This is a genomic window from Pseudohaliea sp. (assembly GCF_054552115.1).
Genome location: NZ_JBTOLW010000021.1, coordinates 17,541 through 36,737, shown reverse-complemented (window position 1 = coordinate 36,737; position 19,197 = coordinate 17,541). Strand labels below are relative to the sequence as shown.

General features: G+C 69.5%; 15 protein-coding genes. 10 read left to right on the top strand and 5 right to left on the bottom strand.

Annotated features, from left to right (window positions below; translation table 11 throughout):
• Nucleotides 1–1,731, bottom strand: a complete 1,731-nt coding sequence (locus ACX93N_RS11055) for a DUF1800 domain-containing protein (protein ID WP_459428476.1) — start codon at nucleotides 1,729–1,731, stop codon at nucleotides 1–3.
• A 139-nt stretch (nucleotides 1,732–1,870) separates the two neighbouring features.
• Between ACX93N_RS11055 and ACX93N_RS11050 the strand changes: the two genes are divergently transcribed.
• The 4 genes from ACX93N_RS11050 (at nucleotide 1,871) to ACX93N_RS11035 (ending at nucleotide 7,709) form a co-directional block, all read left to right on the top strand.
• Nucleotides 1,871–2,254, top strand: a complete 384-nt coding sequence (locus tag ACX93N_RS11050) for an MAPEG family protein (RefSeq protein WP_459428475.1) — start codon at nucleotides 1,871–1,873, stop codon at nucleotides 2,252–2,254.
• Nucleotides 2,255–2,455: 201 nt separating this feature from the next.
• Complete coding sequence (gene ggpS / locus ACX93N_RS11045) at nucleotides 2,456–4,693, top strand: glucosylglycerol-phosphate synthase (protein WP_459428474.1); 2,238 nt, start codon at nucleotides 2,456–2,458, stop codon at nucleotides 4,691–4,693.
• Nucleotides 4,694–4,721: 28 nt separating this feature from the next.
• Nucleotides 4,722–6,164, top strand: a complete 1,443-nt coding sequence (gtfA, locus tag ACX93N_RS11040) for a sucrose phosphorylase (RefSeq protein ID WP_459428473.1) — start codon at nucleotides 4,722–4,724, stop codon at nucleotides 6,162–6,164.
• A gap of 147 nt (nucleotides 6,165–6,311) precedes the next feature.
• Complete coding sequence (locus ACX93N_RS11035; RefSeq protein WP_459428472.1) at nucleotides 6,312–7,709, top strand: M20/M25/M40 family metallo-hydrolase; 1,398 nt, start codon at nucleotides 6,312–6,314, stop codon at nucleotides 7,707–7,709.
• Nucleotides 7,710–7,716: 7 nt separating this feature from the next.
• Here ACX93N_RS11035 and kbl read toward each other — a convergent pair whose 3' ends face one another.
• Nucleotides 7,717–8,907 (bottom strand): glycine C-acetyltransferase, encoded by a 1,191-nt coding sequence (gene kbl, locus ACX93N_RS11030; protein ID WP_459428471.1) that lies wholly within the window; start codon nucleotides 8,905–8,907, stop codon nucleotides 7,717–7,719.
• Between the two features lie 3 nt (nucleotides 8,908–8,910).
• Nucleotides 8,911–9,945 carry an L-threonine 3-dehydrogenase gene (gene tdh / locus ACX93N_RS11025; protein ID WP_459428502.1) on the bottom strand — a complete coding sequence of 345 codons (1,035 nt, stop codon included), beginning with the start codon at nucleotides 9,943–9,945 and terminating at the stop codon, nucleotides 8,911–8,913.
• 189 nt (nucleotides 9,946–10,134) lie between these two features.
• On the opposite strand from tdh, the gene ACX93N_RS11020 reads away from it, so the two are divergent.
• Genes ACX93N_RS11020 through ACX93N_RS11010 form a run of 3 tightly spaced genes read left to right on the top strand, consistent with a single transcriptional unit; the run spans nucleotide 10,135 to nucleotide 14,228 of the window.
• A complete protein-coding gene (locus ACX93N_RS11020) occupies nucleotides 10,135–10,608 on the top strand; it encodes a PaaI family thioesterase (protein ID WP_459428470.1) in 474 nt (157 codons plus the stop codon).
• Nucleotides 10,605–13,040 (top strand): zinc-dependent metalloprotease, encoded by a 2,436-nt coding sequence (locus ACX93N_RS11015; protein ID WP_459428469.1) that lies wholly within the window; start codon nucleotides 10,605–10,607, stop codon nucleotides 13,038–13,040. The genes ACX93N_RS11020 and ACX93N_RS11015 overlap by 4 nt, the downstream gene beginning before the upstream one ends.
• 27 nt (nucleotides 13,041–13,067) lie before the next feature.
• Nucleotides 13,068–14,228 (top strand): DUF819 family protein, encoded by a 1,161-nt coding sequence (locus ACX93N_RS11010; protein ID WP_459428468.1) that lies wholly within the window; start codon nucleotides 13,068–13,070, stop codon nucleotides 14,226–14,228.
• Nucleotide 14,229: 1 nt separating this feature from the next.
• On the opposite strand, the gene ACX93N_RS11005 is transcribed toward ACX93N_RS11010, so the two are convergent.
• A complete protein-coding gene (locus ACX93N_RS11005; protein ID WP_459428467.1) occupies nucleotides 14,230–15,171 on the bottom strand; it encodes a glutathione S-transferase family protein in 942 nt (313 codons plus the stop codon).
• 127 nt (nucleotides 15,172–15,298) lie between these two features.
• Between ACX93N_RS11005 and metC the strand changes: the two genes are divergently transcribed.
• Nucleotides 15,299–16,474 (top strand): cystathionine beta-lyase, encoded by a 1,176-nt coding sequence (gene metC, locus ACX93N_RS11000; protein ID WP_459428466.1) that lies wholly within the window; start codon nucleotides 15,299–15,301, stop codon nucleotides 16,472–16,474.
• A gap of 51 nt (nucleotides 16,475–16,525) precedes the next feature.
• Here the strand turns inward: metC and thpR are convergent, their stop codons facing one another.
• Nucleotides 16,526–17,041, bottom strand: a complete 516-nt coding sequence (gene thpR, locus ACX93N_RS10995) for an RNA 2',3'-cyclic phosphodiesterase (protein WP_459428465.1) — start codon at nucleotides 17,039–17,041, stop codon at nucleotides 16,526–16,528.
• A gap of 71 nt (nucleotides 17,042–17,112) precedes the next feature.
• Between thpR and ACX93N_RS10990 the strand changes: the two genes are divergently transcribed.
• Together ACX93N_RS10990 and ACX93N_RS10985 are read left to right on the top strand one after the other, a co-directional pair.
• Entirely contained in the window at nucleotides 17,113–17,982 is an 870-nt protein-coding gene (locus tag ACX93N_RS10990) for a heme-dependent oxidative N-demethylase family protein (protein ID WP_459428464.1), read from the top strand.
• Nucleotides 17,983–18,015: 33 nt separating this feature from the next.
• The gene (locus ACX93N_RS10985) at nucleotides 18,016–18,915 is read left to right on the top strand and encodes a prenyltransferase (protein WP_459428463.1); all 900 of its coding nucleotides are present in this window, start codon (nucleotides 18,016–18,018) and stop codon (nucleotides 18,913–18,915) included.
• The last annotated feature ends 282 nt before the right edge of the window (nucleotides 18,916–19,197 follow it).

Genomic DNA, 19,197 nt, shown 5'->3' with positions numbered 1-19,197 from the left:
TCAGAGCTCCACGGCGTAGTCCGGGGAAATGAGCAGCAGGTAGAGGGCGACCCGCGCGCGCAGCAGCGGGTCGTCGATCTGCCGGGCGGCGTCGCCGATCGCGCTGCGCGTGGCGGCGGAGAGGGTGCCGTAGGTGAACACCGAATCCATCCGCTCGAGCAGCGCGTCCACGTCGTCCGCCACCGCGACCCAGGGGTCCAGGTCCAGGGTGGCGGCGCTGAAGGGCGGCTCGCGCAGGTCGTTGACGAAGTCGCCGAGCACGGCCGCCTGCAGCACGTTGGCCATGGCGACGATGGAGCTTGCGTTGGTGATCTGGAACTCCGGCGCCACCAGCCCCGCCGCGGCGATCTCGCCGATGGGCTGGTAATCGGGCAGGTAGAAGTTGAAGACGCTCGGTGCCGACAGCGGGTGCTGCTGCAGTTGCTGCTGGGCGAAGAAGCCGGTGTTGGCGTAGAAGCCGTCCGGGCTGGATGCGCCGAGCTGCCGCAGCGCGGCCAGCAGGCGCAGGACCGGCTCGCGCAGCTTGCCGGCCGTGCCCGCCGGGTCGGGCAGGGCCCGCGCCTCCGGGTCCAGGAGGATCGCCCGCAGCACCGCTTTCAGGTCGCCCCGCGGGCTGCCGCTTTCGCCGTTGAAGGCCCGCGCCACGCGCTCGACATAGGCCGGCGAGGGGTTGGAGGTCACCAGCCGCTGGATCAGCTGGCGGCCGATGAAGGGCCCGGTGTTCGGGTGCTCGAAGAGGTTGTCCACCGCCGCCTCGATGTCCGCCATGCCGCCCTGGCCGGCCGGCAGCGTCGTGTCGCGCAACAGCGTCTTGGCACCGTCGTCGTGGAAGGCCTCGAAGAGCTGCATCGGCTCGCGGAAGGTGGCGCGATCCGAGCCGAAGCGCGGATTGTTGCCGCCCCAGGACAGCCCGGTAAAGACCCGCGCGAATTCGCGGATGTCGTCGTTGTCGTAGGTCGGGATCGGTTGCCCGCCGGCGTCCTGCTTTTCCGTGCCGTCGGGGTTGAGTTCGAACAGGCCGATGCTGAACAGCTGCATCACCTCCCGGGCGTAGTTCTCGTCCGGAAAGACGTTGGCCTCCGGGGCCGCCTTCGCGTTGTTGAGGTGGCTCAGGTAGACGCCCATGGCCGGGTGCAGCGTCACCGCGAGGAGCAGGTCGCGAAAGTTGCCGAAGGCGTGGTCGAGGAGCGTGTCGTAGTAGTCGCTGGTGGCGTAGGGGTACAGGAAAAGTATATCCACGCCGTCGGACACCACGAAGAGCTGGCTCAGGGCGTAGGCCATGCGCTGGCGGAGCTGGTCTTCGGCGGTGAGCGTGCTGTGCCACCAGGCCATGCGGCCGTAGAGGGCCTGCAGGTTGTCGTTGTCGGCGCGGAGTACCTCGAAGTCGCCGGCGGCCTCGCGGGCGAGCAGCTCGGACACCACGGGGGAATGGTGGGTGATGGGGAGGGCAAACTGGTCTTCCAGCCAGCTGTCCTCGCCCCGCGCCTCGATCGCCTGGATGGCCTCCAGGTCCATGCCGAAGGTCGCGCGGGTGGCGAGGCGGGAAGCGCCGTAGAGTCCACGGAGGATCTCTTCGTCATCGGCCGGCGGATCGCCCGCCGGCGGCGGTGTGTCCGCAGCGGGGGGTGCCGTGGTGGGCGCGCTGTCGCCACCGCCGCCACCGCCGCCACCGCAGCCCGCGAGCAGTAGCAGCAGTGCGAGCGCGCCGCCGCAAAGCAGTCTTCCAGCCATGGCGTTCGTCCTCCTGCGCTGCCCGGCGTGCCGCTGTGCCTGGCCCCTTCTACGGCGCTGTGCCCGGATTCCGTCGCTGTCCGTGCAGGGCGCGCCCGGGCACGCTATGCTGTTGGCGAACCCGGACCGGAGCCCGCCCATGGAGTTTACTGCGCTCGTCACCCTGCTGCTCCTCGCCCAGTACCTCGCCTTCGCCATGCTGGTGGGCCGCGAGCGCGTACGCCACGGCATCGAGGCGCCGGCCTGCAGCGGCCACCCCGACTTCGATCGCGCCTACCGGGTGCAGATGAATACGCTGGAGCAACTGGTGATCGTGCTGCCGGCGCTGTGGATCACGGCTTACTGGTTCAGCATACCCCTCGTCGCGCCGCTCCTCGGCCTCGGCTTCTTCCTCGGTCGCATCCTCTACCGCAACGCCTATGTGCAAGACCCGGCGAAGCGCGGGCCGGGCATGGCCATCGGCATGCTCTGCCAGCTCGGCCTGCTGGCCTGCGGCACCTGGGCGGTGGCCGTTCGGCTCTAGCGTACCGCGCCCGCCTCACCCGGCTGGCCACCCCGGGGGACCGCTGGCCGCTCCCCGGTGCCTGTGGTAGGGTTTTCTCGTGGCGTTCGTCGATGGCGGACGCGTCAACCTGCAGCAATTCCCCAAAGGAGGACCCGGCGGCGCAGGCCGCGGTGGCGGGGTTCGGCCCCGGTACCGACCGGCCGGAAGGCGCCAAGCGTTATGCTTCTAGCCACAGACCTCGACGGCACCTTTCTCGGCGGCGACCAGGAGGGTCGCCTCAGGCTCTACCAGCTCATCGCGGCCCACCCGGGCATCGACCTGGTCTTCGTGACTGGCCGTGGTCTCGAGCACGTTCTCCCGCTCCTCGCGGACCCGACCATTCCCGCGCCGGATTACATCATCAGCGATGTCGGTGCCACGGTGGTTCACGGCGAAAGCCAGCAGCCCGTGCTCGCCCTCCAGGAGCCCATCGACCAGCTATGGCCCGGCGAGCACGTCGTCGCCGAAGCGCTGGCGGGCTTTACGGAACTGCAGCGCCAGGAGGTGCCGCAGGAGCGTCGCTGCTCCTATTTCTGCGAGGAGCACCATATCGACGACGCCGTGCGCCGTACCGTCGCTGAACTCGGCTGTGATCTGTTGTTCTCGGCCGGCAAGTATTTCGACGTGCTGCCGAAGGGGGTCAACAAGGGCCGCACGCTGACCCGGCTGGTGGCCCACCTGGGCATCGACCCGGAAGAGGTGATGGTCGCGGGTGATACGCTCAACGACCTTTCGATGTACGAGCAGGGCTTCAAGGGTGTGTGCGTGGGCGACTCGGAGGAGGGCCTGCTGCTCGCCACCCAGGAACTGGCGCGGGTCTACCACGCGCGCGAACCCGGCGCCGGCGGCATTCTCGAGGCCTTCCACTACTTCGGCTTCCTCGGCAGCGAGGGCGTGGATGCGGAGCTGCAGGCCGTGAGCCGGACGGGCAAGTCGGACCTGGTCATGGTCTACCATCGCCTGCCCTACGAGGAATTCGTCGAGGACGGTGAACGCAAGCGGCGACGGCCCAAGTCGCCGAACGGCATTCTGCCCACCCTGTTGTCCTTCTTCGCCGACGGCCGCGCCGGCTCCTGGGTGGCCTGGGCCATCGACGACCCGGACCTCGGTCCCTTCGAGGTGCATACGGATGTCGACCTCGAGCGCTACCCCAAGCTGGTCGCCGCGCGGGTTGCGCTGTCCGAAGCGGAAGTCGAGATCTTCTACAAGCGCTTCTCGAAGGAGGCCTTCTGGCCGACGCTGCACACGTTCTGGGAGCGGGCGAGCTTCCACGAGGAACACTGGAACGTCTTCCTGGAGGTGAACCGGCGCTTCGCCGAGCGGGCGGCGGCCGAGGCGGCCGAGGGCGCGGTGATCTGGATCCACGACTACAACCTGTGGATGGTGCCCGCCTATCTCCGCGAACTGCGCCCGGACCTGACCATCGCCTTCTTCCACCATACCTACTTCCCCTCGGCGGACGTGTTCAACGTGCTGCCCTGGCGGCGGCAGATCGTCGGCAGCCTGCTGCAGTGCGACTACATCGGCTTTCACATCCCGCGGCAGGCGGAGAACTTCGTCGATGTGGCCCGGGGCGTGATGCCCATCGAGGTGCGGGAAAAGGTCAACTGCGCGCCGCGCTTCTTCACCTACGGCTGTGCCGTGGGCCTGGAGGAGATGACCTCCGAGATCGAGGTCGCGGGGCGGCGCATCGGCCTCGGCGCGCACCCTGTGGGCCTGGATCTCGGCCGGGTGCAGAGCGCGCTCGACGACGAAGCGGTGCAGGCGCGCATCGGTGAACTGCGCGAGGAGTTGAAGGGGCAGAAGCTGGTGCTCTCGGTAGAGCGGCTCGATTTCACCAAGGGCATCCTGGAGAAACTCATCGCCTGGGAGACGCTGCTCGAGGAAAACCCGGAGCTGCGCGGCAAGGTCACGCTGGTCACGATCTGTGTGCCGGCGGCGCAGGGCATGACCATCTACGACGAGCTGCAGACGCAGATCGAGCAGACGGTGGGCCGCATCAACGGCCGCTTCGCGCAGATCGGCTGGATGCCGCTGCAGTTCTTCTTCCGCAGCGTGCCCTTCGAACAGCTCGTGGCCTACTACGCCGTCGCCGACGTCATGTGGATCACCCCGCTGCGCGACGGCCTCAACCTGGTCGCGAAGGAATATGTCGCCACCCAGGGCAAGACCGGCGGCTGCGGCGTGCTGGTGCTCTCCGAGTTCGCCGGTGCCGCAGCGGAGCTGCGCGGGGCGATTCTCACCAACCCGCACGATCCGCACGAACTGGTCACCACCTGCTACCTCGGCCTGACCCTGAGCCGCGACGAGGCCCGCAGCCGCCTGGCGGAAGCCTACGACTCGGTGCGCCACTATGACATCGCCCTCTGGGGCAGTGAATTCATGGCCGCCGTGCGGGCGCATGCCCGCGGTGGCTGACGCGTCCGGCGGCGTTCGCTGATTCCCCGTGGCCCTGCGCAACGCGGTACAGCTCATCTGCTATCCCGACCGGCTGGGCGAGAACCTCCGGGACCTGCGCGCCGTGCTCGAGCGGCACTTCGCCGGTGCCATCGGCGGTTTGCACCTGCTGCCCTTCTATCCCTCCAACGCCGACGCGGGCTTCTCGCCGCTGACGCACAAGGAGGTCGATCCCCGCTACGGGGACTGGGATGACATCGAGGCCCTCGCCGCCGATTATGACCTCTGCGTGGATCTGACCATCAACCATATCTCCGACGAGTCGGCCCAGTTCCGCGATTTCCGGGAGAAGGGCTTTGAGTCGCCCTGGGCGGAGCTGTTCGTGGACGTGGACAGGCTGGGCGAGATCACGGCCGACGACCTCGCCAGGATCCATATCCGCAAGGAGAAGGAGCCGTTCCGGGAGGTGACCTTCGCCAGCGGCGGCAGTGCGCGGGTCTGGTGCACCTTCACGGAGCACCAGATCGACCTCAACTACGATGCGCCCCTGGCCTATGAGCTCATGGAGGATTACATCACCTTCCTCACGGCCCGCGGTGCGAAGCTGTTGCGCCTCGATGCCTTCGGCTATACCACGAAGCGCATCGGCACCAGCTGCTTCCTGGTGGAGCCGGATGTCTACCGGCTGCTGGAGTGGGTGAACGGTGTGGCGAGGGCCAACGGCGCCGAATGCCTGCCGGAGGTCCACGACCACTACAGTTACCAGTATGCCCTCAGCCGCCGGGACATGCGGCCCTACGGCTTCGCGCTGCCGCCGCTGCTGCTCTACTCGCTCCTCGACGCCAACAGCACCTATCTCAAGCAGTGGCTGCGCATGTGCCCGCGCAACATGGTCACGGTGCTGGATACGCATGACGGCATCTGCATTCCGGATGTGGAAGGCATCCTGCCGGAGGACAGGCTGAAGGTCCTGATCAACAACATCGACGCGCGCAGTGCCGACCCGATCCTGCGCAAGTCCGCCGCCAACATTCACAGCGTCGGCGCCATCTACCAGCTCACCTGCACTTACTACGACGCCCTGATGCAGAACGACGATGCCTACATCGCCGCGCGGGCGATCCAGTTCTTCACGCCGGGCATCCCGCAGGTCTACTACGTCGGGCTTCTCGCCGGGTGTAACGACACGGGCCTCATGGAGCACACCGGGGAGCTGCGGGACATCAACCGCAGCTACTACAGCCTGGAGGCTGTGGACCGGGCGGTGCAGCAGCCGGTCGTCCAGCGGCTGCTGGCGCTCATGCGTTTCCGCAACCGGCATCCGGCGTTTGACGGCAGCTTCGAACTGCTCTACTCGAACGACAGCAGCGTGGCCATGGCCTGGCGCCGCGGCGAGCACTTCTGCGAGCTGTTCGTGGATCTGAACTTCAAGACCAGCACGATTACCTGTACCGACGAGGAGTCCCTGGCGGCTGTCAGTTTCCGGGCCTGAACCGTGGGGCTGCGCGGTTCCGGGCCGGCGCCCGTGCGGGTTCTGGCATACCGGCCGCGGTGCAGGGGGCGCCGCTTCCTGCCGGCACTGGCGCGCCCCGGACGAGGGTGGCAGGATAGGCGCCTGTTTGAGTCACAGGATTTCCCCATGCGCCGCTTCCCGCTCGTCCTCGCCTGTTCCCTCCTGCTCCTCGCGCCACTCGCCCGTGCGGCAGACGCGCTGCTGGCGCCCCAGGTGCGGGCGACAGCGGACGGGCTCATCGCCGCGGCCCTCGACGATGAGCTGGCGATGGAGCTGGTGACCTCGCTCACCACCGAGGTGGGCCCCCGCCTCGCCGGTACGGCCCAGGAGGCCCGTGCCCGCGACTGGGCCGTGGCCCGCCTGACGGACCTCGGCTTCGCGAACGTCCGCGTCGAGCCTTTCGAGGTGCCGCTGTGGGTGCGCGGTGACGAACGGGCCGAGATTCTCGAGCCCTTTCCGCAGCCGCTTGCAGTCACGGCCCTCGGCGGCAGCACGTCCACAGGGCCCAAGGGTGTGGCCGGCGAAATCGTCGCCTTCCCGTCCCTGGCGGCGCTGCAGGCGGCACCTGACGGGTCGCTCGCGGGACGAATCGTTTTCGTCGACGAGCCGATGACGCGCACCCAGGATGGCTCCGGTTACGGTGTCGCGGTCGCCAAGCGCCGGGCCACGGCCTACGAGGCGGAGCGCCTCGGGGCCGTCGGCGCCCTGATCCGTTCCGTGGGCACCGATTCGCACCGCTTCCCGCACACGGGCCAGATGCGCCGCCTCACCGAGGGTCAGGGCGGCGGCGTGCCGACGGCAGCGCTCTCCGCCCCGGATGCGGACCAGCTTCGCCGGGCGCTCGCCCGCGCCGATAGCGTCACGGTCCGTCTCGTGCTGACCCCGCAGCTGCTGCCGCCCTCGCGCTCCGGCAACGTGGTGGCGGAGATTCCCGGGCGGGAGGCACCGGAGGACATCGTGCTCGCCGGCGCGCACCTCGACGCCTGGGATCTCGGCACCGGGGCGGTGGACGACGGCGCCGGCGTCGGCATCGTGGTGGCCGCGGCGCGGCTCCTCAAGGCTTTGCCGGAAGCGCCGCGGCGCACGGTGCGCGTGGTGCTGTTCGGTGCCGAGGAGGTCGGCCTGGTCGGTGCGAAGGCCTACGCGGAACAGCACGCGGAAGCGCTGGACCGGCACGTCATTGCCGCGGAATCAGACTTCGGCGCCGGTCGCATCTGGCGCTTCGACACGGCGGTGGGGCCCGAGGCGCTGGCGACTACCGCCGCGATCCGCGCCGTGCTGCATCCGCTCGGCATCGGTCCGGGCAGCAACACGGCCCGCGGCGGGCCCGATCTCAAGTACCTGCGTGAGGCCGGCGTGCCGGTGGCCGGGCTGATCCAGAACGGCTGGGACTACTTTGACCTGCACCATACGCCGGACGATACGCTCGACAAGATCGACCCGGCCGCGCTGGCGCAGAACGTGGCCGCCTATGCGGCTTTCCTGTACCTCGCCGCCGAGGTCGAGACCGACTTCCGCAATTGATCCGGCGCTAGAGTCCGAGACTCTCCCGGGTCCGCGCGAAGGCCTCCAGGGCCCGGTCGATGTCGTCGTCGGACAGCGCCGCTGACATCTGCGTGCGGATCCGCGCCTTGCCCTTCGGCACCACCGGGTAGGAGAAGGCCACCACGTAGACCCCGAGCTTCAGCATCTCGTCGGCGAAGCGCGCGGCGAGCGCCGCGTCGTGCAGCATCACCGGGACGATCGGGTGCTCCCCCGGGAGCAGCTCGAAGCCGAGGCGCTCCAGCCCCTCGCGGAAGCGCGCGGTGTTGTTCGCCAGGCGCTCGCGCAACGCCGGTTCCTCATCGACCAGCGCCAGCGCCTTGATGGCGCCGGCCACGACCGGCGGTGCGACGGTGTTCGAGAAGAGGTAGGGGCGCGAGCGCTGGCGCAGGAGGGCGACGATCTCGCCGCGCGCGGCCGTATAGCCGCCGCTGGCGCCGCCGAGGGCCTTGCCGAGCGTGCCGGTGATGATATCCACCCGGTCCATGCAGCCGGTCAGTTCGTGGGTGCCGCGCCCGGTGGCACCGACAAAGCCCGTCGCGTGGCAGTCGTCGAAGTGCACGAGGGCGCCGTAGCGCTCGGCGAGATCACAGATGGCGTCCAGGCGCGCGATGTAGCCGTCCATGGAGAAGACGCCATCGGTGGTGATGAGCTTGAAGCGTGCGCCGGCGGCGTCCGCGGCCTTCAGCTGCGCCTCGAGGTCCGCCATGTCGTTGTTGCGGTAGCGGTAGCGCTTCGCCTTGCACAGGCGCACGCCGTCGATGATGCTGGCGTGGTTCAGCTCGTCGGAGATCACCGCGTCTTCCGCGCCGAGGAGCGTTTCGAAGAGGCCGCCGTTGGCATCGAAGCAGGAGGGGTAGAGGATCGTGTCCTCGGTGCCGAGGAAGGCGCTCAGCGCATCCTCCAGCTCCTTGTGCAGCGTCTGCGTGCCGCAGATGAAGCGTACGGAGGCCATGCCGTAGCCCCAGTCCTCGAGGCCCTGCGCCGCCGCGGCGTTCACCGCCGGGTGCTGGGCGAGCCCCAGGTAGTTGTTGGCGCAGAGGTTGAGCACCTCACCGTCCCCGGCGACGCCCACGTGCGCGCCCTGCGGTGTGGCGATGAGCCGCTCGTGCTTGGTCAGGCCCGCCTGCTCGATGCCGTCGAGCTCGGCGGCCAGGTGTTCCCGGAAACTGCCGTACATGCCTTACTCCCCTCGATCCCAGTTGAGGATGACCTTGCTCGCCTTGCCGTCGTTCATGGCGGCGAACCCGGCCTCGTAGTCCCGGTAGTCCATGCGGTGGGTGATCACCGGCGAGATGTCCAGGCCGCTTTCGACCATCACCGACATCTTGTACCACGTCTCGTACATCTCGCGGCCGTAGATACCCTTCAGGGTGAGCATGTTGAAGATGACCGTGTTCCAGTCAATGGCGGTGTTCTCGCCGGGGATGCCGAGCATGGCGATCCTGCCGCCGTGGCACATGCTGGCGATGAGGTCGTTGAAGGCGGTGCCGTTGCCGGACATTTCCAGGCCGACGTCGAAACCTTCCTGCATGCCGAGTTCGGCCTGCACGGCGTCGAGCGTCTCCCGGGTGACGTTCACCGTCCGCGTCGCGCCGAGGCGGGCGGCCAGCGCCAGCCGCTCGTCGATGACGTCGGTGATCACCACGTGCCGCGCGCCCGCGTGCCGGCAGACCGCGGCGGCCATCGCGCCGATCGGCCCCGCGCCGGTGATCAATACGTCTTCGCCGAGGAGATCGTACTGCAGCGCGGTGTGCACGGCGTTGCCCAGCGGGTCGAAGAGGGCGGCGACATCCAGGTCGATGCCGGCTTTGTGCTCCCAGACGTTGGACATGGGCAGTGCCACGTACTCGGCAAAGGCGCCGGGCCGGTTCACGCCGATACCGCTGGTGTGGGCGCAGAGGTGGCGGCGCCCGGCCATGCAGTTGCGGCAGCGGCCGCAGACCACGTGCCCCTCCCCGGACACGAGCTGCCCGGGGCGGAAATCGTTGACGTTGCTGCCGACCTCGACGATCTCGCCGACGAACTCGTGGCCGACCACCATGGGCACCGGGATGGTCTTCTGTGCCCAGGCATCCCAGTTGTAGATGTGCATGTCTGTACCGCAGATGGCCGTCCGCTTGACGCGGATGAGGACGTCGTTGATGCCGACCGTCGGTTCAGGCACGGACTCGAGGCTGAGGCCGGGGCCCGCCTCTCGCTTGACCAGTGCATCCATGGGCATGCTCGCTCTTCTGTGCAGTATAGTGGAAAATGATCCAGTATCCTGAACCCGTTGGGGCGCCGATGCAAGCCCGCCGCTGCGCCGCAGGCCGGGTTTCACCCGCTGCCTTTCCTCCCCGCCATGGTACCGACGGGGCGGCCTGGGCTATGATCGCGGGCCAGCCAGGATGGAGGGGAACACGCCATGGACGCCGCCGACAACCACACCGCCGACGGGGCCGGCAGCCCGCCCGACAGTTCGGCCATCATCGAGCGCATGAACGCGATGCGCCCCGGCTTCCTCGACCTGCTCTGCGGGCACGTGGCTGCCGTGGACCACCACGAGGCAAGCTGCACGATGCATTTCGAGATCAGCCGGGATTACTGCCACTCGGTCGATATCATCCAGGGCGGCTTCGTCACCGCGATGCTCGATGCCGCCATGTCCCACGCGGCTTTCGCCCATGTCCCCGGCATCAGCAACGTGGCGACGCTGGAGATCAAGGTCAGCTTCCTCGAACCCTCCCGCGCCGGGCGCTACCACGCCGTGGGTTTCCTCGATCGCGCCGGCCGCAGCACGGGGTTCATGAGCGGCAAGCTGTTCACTGCGGATGGCCGGCTCACGGCCACGGCGACCACCACGGCCCGGCTGGTGCGCGCCCAGGGAGGTGACGCATGAAGCGCCTGTTCCTCGTACTGGTCGCCACGCTGGTCGTCGCCGGCTGCGGCGGCGATCCGCAGGCGCCGGCCGGTGGCGGCGCCATTGCCGACTACACCCGCGATATGGAGGCCGTTCCCGGCTTCCTGCCCTTCTACGTGGACCGCCGGGCCGGCCGCCTCTACTTCGCCATCGAGCGCTTTGGCGAGGACATGATCTACCAGACCGGCCTGCCCCGGGGCGTCGGATCCAATGACCTCGGCTTCGACCGGGGTGAGCTGGACAGCGGCCCGGCGGCGCTGGTGCGTTTCGAGCGTGCCGGTGACCGGGTGCTCCTGCACCGGCGCAACACCGCTTTCCGCGCGGTGAGCGACAGTGCCGAGGAGCGGGCGGCGGTGCAGGAAGCCTTCGCCAGTTCGGTGCTATGGGGTTTTCCCGTGGTGGCGCGCCACGACGGCGCCGTCCTCGTCGATGCGACGGACTTCCTGCTCCGCGACGCCCGCGGCCTCGCCCGCGACCTGGCGTCCAAGGCGCAGGGCACCTTCACGGTGGACGCGGATCGCTCCGCCCTTTACCTGCCGCGGACAAAGGGCTTTCCGCGCAACAGCGAGTTCGAGGCGACGATCACCTTCACCGGCGACGACCCCGGCGAGTTTCTCGAGGCCGTGGCGCCGGACCCGCACAGCTTCTCCGTGCGCATGCACCACAGCTTCGTCGCCCTGCCGGAACCGGGCTATGAGCCGCGCGCCTATCATCCCGAGTCCGGCTTCTGGTCTTTCAGCTACCGCGACTATGCCACGCCGATCGATGAACCGGTGACACAGCGCTTCATCCCGCGGCACCGGCTCGAGAAGCGCAACCCCCGCGCCGAGCGCAGCGCGCCGGTCGAACCCCTCGTCTACTACCTGGACCCCGGCACGCCGGAGCCCGTGCGCGGCGCCCTGCTCGAGGGGGCGCGCTGGTGGAACCAGGCCTTCGAGGCCGCCGGCTACGAGGATGCCTTCCGCGTGGAGCTGCTGCCCCCGGAGGCTGACCCGATGGATGTGCGCTACAACGTGATCCAGTGGGTGCACCGGGCCACCCGGGGCTGGTCCTACGGCTCCTCGGTCCTCGACCCGCGCACCGGGGAAATCATCAAGGGCCACGTCACCCTGGGCTCCCTGCGCGTGCGCCAGGACTGGCTCATCGCCCAGGGTATGACCTCGCCCTTCGAGACCGGCGAGGAGCCGGCACCGGAACTGACGGCCATGGCGCTCGCGCGCATCCGCCAGCTCGCCGCCCACGAGGTGGGTCACACGCTGGGCCTCGCCCACAACTTCGCCGCCAGCGGCCGTGACCGGGCCTCGGTCATGGATTATCCGCAGCCGCTGATCCGCCTCGACGACAACGGTGAGGTGACGCTGGCCGGTGCCTACGATACCGGCATCGGTGCCTGGGACAAGCGTACGATCACCTACGGCTACGGTTACTTCGGCAAGGGCAGCAAGGAGCGTGCGGCCCTCGCGGCCTACGTGCGCGAGGGCCGGCAAGCCGGCTTCGAGTTCCTTTCCGACCCGGACTCCCGCGAGGCCCGGGATTTTCACCCGCGCAGCCATCTCTGGGACAATGGCGCGGACGCGGTGGCAGAGCTCGAGCGCATGCTGGCGCTGCGCGCCGTCGCCCTCGGTCGTCTCGGCGAGCGGACCCTGAAGGCGGGCACCCCCTACTCGGCACTCGAGCGCATCCTCGTGCCGGTCTATTTTTATCATCGCTACCAGGTCGAGGCCGTCGGCAAGTCGCTCGGCGGTGTCGATTACCGCTATGCCGTTCGCGAGCCGGGAGAGTCCTACCGCCAGCAGCCGGTGCCCCCGGATGAGCAGCGGCGTGCCCTGGAGGCGCTGCTGGCGACCCTGGCCCCGGCGCAGCTCGCCCTGCCCGCCGGACTGCGGGCGCAGCTGGCACCGCAGGCCTATGGCTACGAGCGCAACCGGGAGAATCCTGACGGCTACCAGGGCGCTCTGCCCGATCCTGTTTCCCTGGCCGAGGCCAGCGCCGCACATACCCTCGGCGTGCTCCTGCATCCGGAGCGGCTCGCGCGCATGGCCTGGCAGCACGCCGTCGACAAGGCGCAGCCCGGGGTGGACGGCCTCTTCCGCAGCCTGGAGGCGGCGCTGGTCACGCCGGTGCACAGCGGTGAGGAGCGGCTGCTCACGCAACGGGCCGCATCGGTACTCCTCGGTCACTGGCGTTCGCTGCTCACGGCCGATGCGGTGGCCCCGGAAGTGCGCGCCGAGGCGCACGCGGCCCTGGAGCGCGCGGCGCGTTTCTTCCGCCGGCAGCTGCGGCCGGCGCCGGGCTACGATGCCTTCTACGCCTACCAGCTCGCTCTCATCGAGGCGGCCGAGGCCGGCGAGGGCTTTCCCCCGCCGCCTCCCGCCCGGGAACTGCCGCCGGGGTCACCCATTGGTGGCTGAAGTACGCGCGCCGGGCGGTGGCCGCCGGTGAGCCTGGTCTCTCCCGGCGAGCACCTGGCGGTGATGGCCGGGCTGTTCGCCATCGCGGGCGCGGCGTTCCTGCTCGAGCGCACGCGTATCGGCGGCCACCTCACCGGCGCCGTGATCGCGATCCTCGGCGCCATTGCGGCCGCCAACCTGGGGCTCATCCCGCACGCCGCGCCCGCCTACGATTTCGTGTTCACCTACCTGGTACCGGTGCTGATCCCGCTGTTCCTGTTCCAGGCGGATCTCCGGCGCCTGTTCCGGGAATGTGCCCGGATGACGGTGGCTTTCGGGGTTGCCGCCCTGGGCACGGTGGCGGGCGTGACCGTGGCTGCGCTGCTCCTGGATCTCGGCGGCCTGGGGGCGGCGGCCGGCCTGGCGCCGGCGGACCGCGAGCCCGCCGTGGCCGGGTTGTTCACCTCGACCTACATCGGCGGCTCGGTCAACTACGCGGCGCTCGGGGAGATCACCGGCCTCAACCGCGACGCTTCCTTTTTCTCCGCGGCGACGGCCGCGGACAACCTGTTCAGCGCGGTCTATCTTGGATTCCTCGCCCTCGCCCCCGGCTGGCGCTGGCTCGCCCGGCGCTTCCCGGCTCATCGGGAGAGCGGCGCCGAGGCGGCCGGGCCGGCGCCACCGGTCACCGCCGCGACGCTTTGCCTGGCGCTGGCGACCTCGCTCGTGCTGGTCGCGGTCACCGACGCCCTGGTCGCTGCCTTCGCGCTGGAAGGCTGGCGCTACGTGTTGCTCTCGGCCCTGGCGCTGGTGCTCGCCACGGCCCTGCCGGGGCTGCACGAACGCCTGGCCGGCAGCTTCGAGCTCGGTGTCGCGCTTTCCTTCGTGTTCTTCGCGGCGATTGCCGCCGGCGCCGACGTGCCGGCGATGCTCGCCGTCGCGCCCCTGCTTATCGCCCTGGTGCTGATCCTGCTCTCCCTGCACGCGCTGGTGACCTTCAGCCTCGGCCGGCTGCTCGGCCTCACGGTGCCCGAGCTGGTGACGGCCTCCAACGCGGCGGTGCTGGGTGCCACCACGGCGCCGGCGCTGGCAGCCACGCGGGGCTGGCACAGCCTGGTGACGCCGGGGGTGCTGGTAGGAGTCCTGGGCTATGCTCTGGGAACGTTCCTGGGGACGATCGTGTACCGCTACTGGGGCGTCTTTCTCTGAGTCAGCCGTCGTCCGCCGCGCGGGTCACCTGGTAGCCCACGCGCGGGAAATGCACGGCCACGGTGCCTACCTGCGGGTCCTCGCGCAGCAGGCTCAGGTGCTCCACGCTCGATTGCATGAGCACGCCTTTAACCGGGTCGAAGCCGTAGTCCGTCGGCATCACCTCGACCCGCTCACCAGGCCGCAGGCCGTCCAGGGCCTCCAGGGACTGCCCCTCGGCGACGCGCGGTGACACGGCAGCGGCCGCAGCGAGGGCATCCTCACCGCCGATCGCCTCCTGTTCGCCGTGCCCGAACTCGCGCATCACGCTCATCCACTGGCGCAGGTTCGCGTACGGGTCGAACTCGCCGGCCAGCGCCGCATTGCGGTGCACGAACCAGCAGCAGTGATAGGTGGAGAAGTCCGCCTCGGTCGGCTGGTTGCCGAACAGGAAGGCGCTGCCGGCGAGTTGCCGGTCCAGGTTGCCGAGGTGGTTGTGGAACAGGGGCAGGGCGGTCCGGGCCGCCATGGCGAGGCTGCTGCCGCCGGTGAGCGCCGCGCGATCGCGGAAGAAAGCATCCGCTGCGGCCGGGTCCTGGAAGAGCTCGTTTTCAGCCAGCGCCTGCGGCTGGAAGGCCAGGGAAACACAGCTGCGGAAGAATACGCTGTCGGTCCAGCGGGCGGTCGCCGCGACCGTCGCCTCGTTGCCCGGCGGGTAGATGGTTCCCTCCGGCAGCAGTTCGTCGATCACCCGCGCGATGAGTGCCGTGTCGCAGTAGATGTCGGCCCCGAGCTGCAGCACCGGAGTCCGCCGGTAGCCGCCGGTGAGCGGCAGGAGCTCGGGCTTGGGCATGATGACCGGGACCGTTACGGCCTGGTAGCCCGCATGCTTGTAGCCGAGCAGCAGGCGGATTTTCTCGGAGAACGGGGACTCCGGGTAGTGGTGCAGGATGATTTTGGGCATGATGCGCCTCTTGTGATGACGGGCGTGGTCACGGGCAGGTCGGTGGCGCTACCTGGCCGGCGCCCGCGGATACTCTTGCAGACAAAGCCGGTGCCGTCCAGACGGCCACGCCGGCCGGAGGCCCCCGATGAAGCCCGACCGCGTTGCCCCTGAAACCCGTCTCGTGCACGACGCCGATACCGGCTGGGGCATCGTCGCCACACCGGTGTACCGGGCGTCCACTGTGCTCTTCGATGATCATGGGGCGCTGCGGGCCGGCGAGGCCGACCCCCTCGATCGCCGGCGCCTCTACTACGGGCGCCTCGGTACCCCGACCACGCGCGCCCTTGAAGACGCCCTTACCGCGCTCGACGGCAGTGCCGGGGCCGTGCTTTCGCCTTCGGGGCTCGGCGCGATTGCCGATGTGCTGCAGTGCTTCCTGCGCCCCGGCGACCACCTGCTCATGCCCGACAGCTGTTACGGCCCGACCCGCAAGCTCTGCCAGGGCCGCCTGGCGGACCTCGGTATCCGCACGACCTTCTACGACCCCTGCTGCGGGGACGGCCTGCGCGACTGGCTGGAGCCGGCGACGCGCCTCGTCTTCCTCGAGTCGCCGGGCTCGGTGACCTTCGAAGTGCAGGACGTGGGTGCCATCGCGGCGGTGGCACGGGAGGCCGGTGCCCTGACCGCCATCGACAACACCTGGGCGACACCGCTGCTGTTCAACCCGCTGCAGCACGGCGTCGACCTCGCTATCCAGAGCGGCACCAAGTACCTGAACGGCCATGCGGACGTGCTCTTCGGCGTCACCACGACGGCGGACCGGGAACTGTACGAGCGGCTGCGAGGCTACGTTCTCGGCAATGGCGTCCACCTCGCCCCGGATGATGCCTGGCTGGCGCGCCGCGGGCTGCGCACCCTCGCGGTGCGCCTCGCCGCGCACGAGCGCGCCGGGTACGCGCTCGCCGGGTGGCTGGGTGAACGCCGTGAGGTGGCGCGGGTACTCCACCCCGGGCTGCCGGGCTGCCCCGGCCACGACATCTTCCGGCGCGATTTCCGCGGTGCCTCCGGGCTCTTCGCCGTCGTGCTCACCGGCCTCGACGAGGCGGGTCTCGCCCGTTTCCTCGACGGCCTCGAGCTGTTCGGCATGGGCTATTCCTGGGGCGGCTTCGAGAGCCTGGCGCTGCCCATGGTCCCGGCCCGCGACCTGCCGGGCGGGCAGCTTGCACCCGGCGAGACGCTGCTGCGGCTGCATGCCGGCCTGGAGGCTGTGGACGATCTCATTGCGGACCTCGACGCCGCTTTCGTCCGCGCTTTCGGTTGACCAGCCACGCTCGATCCCGCCGCTGCATTTGCGCGCCGGCCCCTAGGGCTGTTACCCGCCATCCCAGGCGGCGACCGGTTCGTAGCGCACACCGTCCCGGCCTCGTCGCGACTCGAACAGGGTGACTCCGCGATAGCGGAAGGGCAGGGCAGGTGCTTCGGCCGGCGCTGGCGGCGGCACGCGACAGCCGCGGTAGAGCGTAATATGGGGCACGAAACGCCGGCGCTCCCGTCGTGCCCCCACCCGCTGTCCCGCCCGGCCAAGGTCGGCGACCAGGGTTTCCAGCGCGGGCTGTGGAACGCCCGGGCCGAGCCAGAAAATGCCGGGCTTCGGCCAGTAGCCGACCCGGTCCAGGCAGAGCTCCCCGGCGCCGGGCAGGCTGAGCCCGTCGACCGCGTCGCAGAGCGCCTCGAGGCGGCGCTCGTCGATTTCCCCGAGGAAGGCGAGGGTGAGGTGGAAGTTTGCCGGCGGCACCGGGCGGCCGTCCGCGGTGGCGACCCGGGCCCGCCAGGCGTCGATGGCGCGCTTGTCTTCGGCAAGGGGGTCAAGACCAAAAAAAAGTCGCATGGCCGGTTCTCGCGTCCGCGGGGAGTATCCGCTACGGTAGCGCCCCGTCAGCCCGCCGGGAAGGAGCTCCCGTGATTCTCGACGACAGTGCCCCGCGCTACCTGCCCCACTGCACCCGGCCGGAGCTGCTGGCCATGGGCCTGTCGCCCCTCGCCGGTGGCAGCTGGATCGAGGTGGATACGAGCCTGGGCCGCTTCCACGCGCACAAGCAGGCGCTGGCCGCCGACGACAAGGCCGCCGTCTACCGCTGGCTGCCGGACTCGCTGCCCGCCCAGGAAGAACTCGCGGCGCAGTTGCTGCGTCACCTCCTCGAGGCCCACGGCGATGCCTACCGCCGCGAGGGTGACGCTATCCACTGCACGGCCGCGGGCTTCTCGGTGCCCTGGCCGCCGGCCACGCCCGACCCGCTCTGGTCCCTGTCACTGCTGGTCGCCGAGGATCTGGTCATCATGGAGCCGGGCGACGGTGGCTATCGGCTCACGGCCGCCAGCCTGTGCAGCCCCAGCCACTGGCGCCTTGCCGAGAAACTCGGCCGGCCGCTGCGCGAGATCCACGACCCGATTCCCGGGATCCACGAGGACCTGTCGCCGCGCATCGACCGCTTCTTCGACCACCTCCGGCCGGAGCACCCCGTAGAGCGCTTCAACTGGACGCTGCAGGCAGACCCGGGGCTCTTTCATCCCGGCCCGGGGAAAGCGCCGGAGGCGGCGTCCTCGCCGCTGTATTACCGTGTGGAGCGCCAGACGCTGGTGCGGCTGCCGCAAACGGGCGCCGTTGTCTTCACCATCCGGGTATTCCTGCACCCGCTGGAAACCCTGGCCTCACGGCCCGGTGCGCTGGCTGCCCTCGGCGCGGCCATTGCTGCGGCGCCGCCGGCTCTTGCGCGCTACAAGGGCTTCGACTCGCTGCGTGCAGCCCTGGCGCATTACCCATTATCATAGGGCCCGCGTCCTGCTTGCTGTAAGGATTTTCCCGTGATCAACGCCCACCTCGCCGCCACGCTCGGTCCCATGCGCGCACCGTTCCTCCTGCTGGTCCCGGTCTGCGTTTCCCTTGGCTGGGCGGCAGCCGTGCATGACGGCTACGCCATCGAATTTCCGCACCTCCTGCTGGCCGCGGTCGGCGCCCTGGCCGCACACGTCAGCGTCAACGCGCTCAACGAGTACGAGGATTTTCGCAGCGGCCTCGACCTGCGCACGGAGCGCACGCCCTTCAGCGGGGGCACCGGTACGCTGCCGGCTCACCCGGACAAGGCCCATTACGCGCTGGTGACGGGCCTGGTCAGCCTGTGCGTAGTGGTCCTGGTGGGGCTCTATTTCGTGGAGCTTCGCGGTGCGGCCCTGCTCCCGCTGGGGCTCCTCGGCGTGGTGACGATCGTGCTTTACACCCGCTGGCTCACGCGCTCGCCGCTGCTCTGCCTGCTCGCTCCCGGTGTCGCTTTCGGTCCACTGATGGTGATGGGCGTGTACTTCGCGCTGACCGGCCAGTACGGCGCTACCGCCGCCGCCGCATCCCTGGTGCCCCTGTTCCTGGTCAGCGACCTGCTGTTGATCAACCAGTTCCCGGACCGCGAGGCGGACCGCTGGGCCGGGCGCAACCACCTGTTGCTGGCCTGGGGTGACCGCGCAGGCATCAGCGTCTACGGCCTGTTCCTGGCCGCGGCCTACGTCTCCGTGCTGCTGTCGGTGGCCTTCGACGCGCTGCCCGGGTGGGTGCTGCTCACGCTGCTCACGGTACCCGTTGCGGCGCTGGCTTTCCGCGGCCTGGCGCGGCACGCCGACGAGGTGCCGGCGCTGGTGCCGCACATGGCGCAGCACGTGGCACTCACGCTGGTGACGCCGATGCTGCTGGCGCTGGGTATCGCGCTGGGCTAGCGTTCCTAGTGGAGTTGAGGTGCCTGAGCCTCTCGAGACTGGCCTTCATTCACACTCGGTCAGCCGCTGGCCTTGCAGTGCGGACGGGATGAGTCGTGGCAGCCGACAGCGGCAATGGCGGCCTAATGGCGCGTCTCACAGGGGTAGTATTTGTTCGCCCAACAGCTGTGCGGAGGTTATCGCGGGGGTAACCATGATTCCGTTGATGTAGGCGCTTCCGGAGGTCGCACCGGCACCAAGGAGCAGGTCACGCCGGCTCAGGCTGTAGGTCTGGATAGAGCG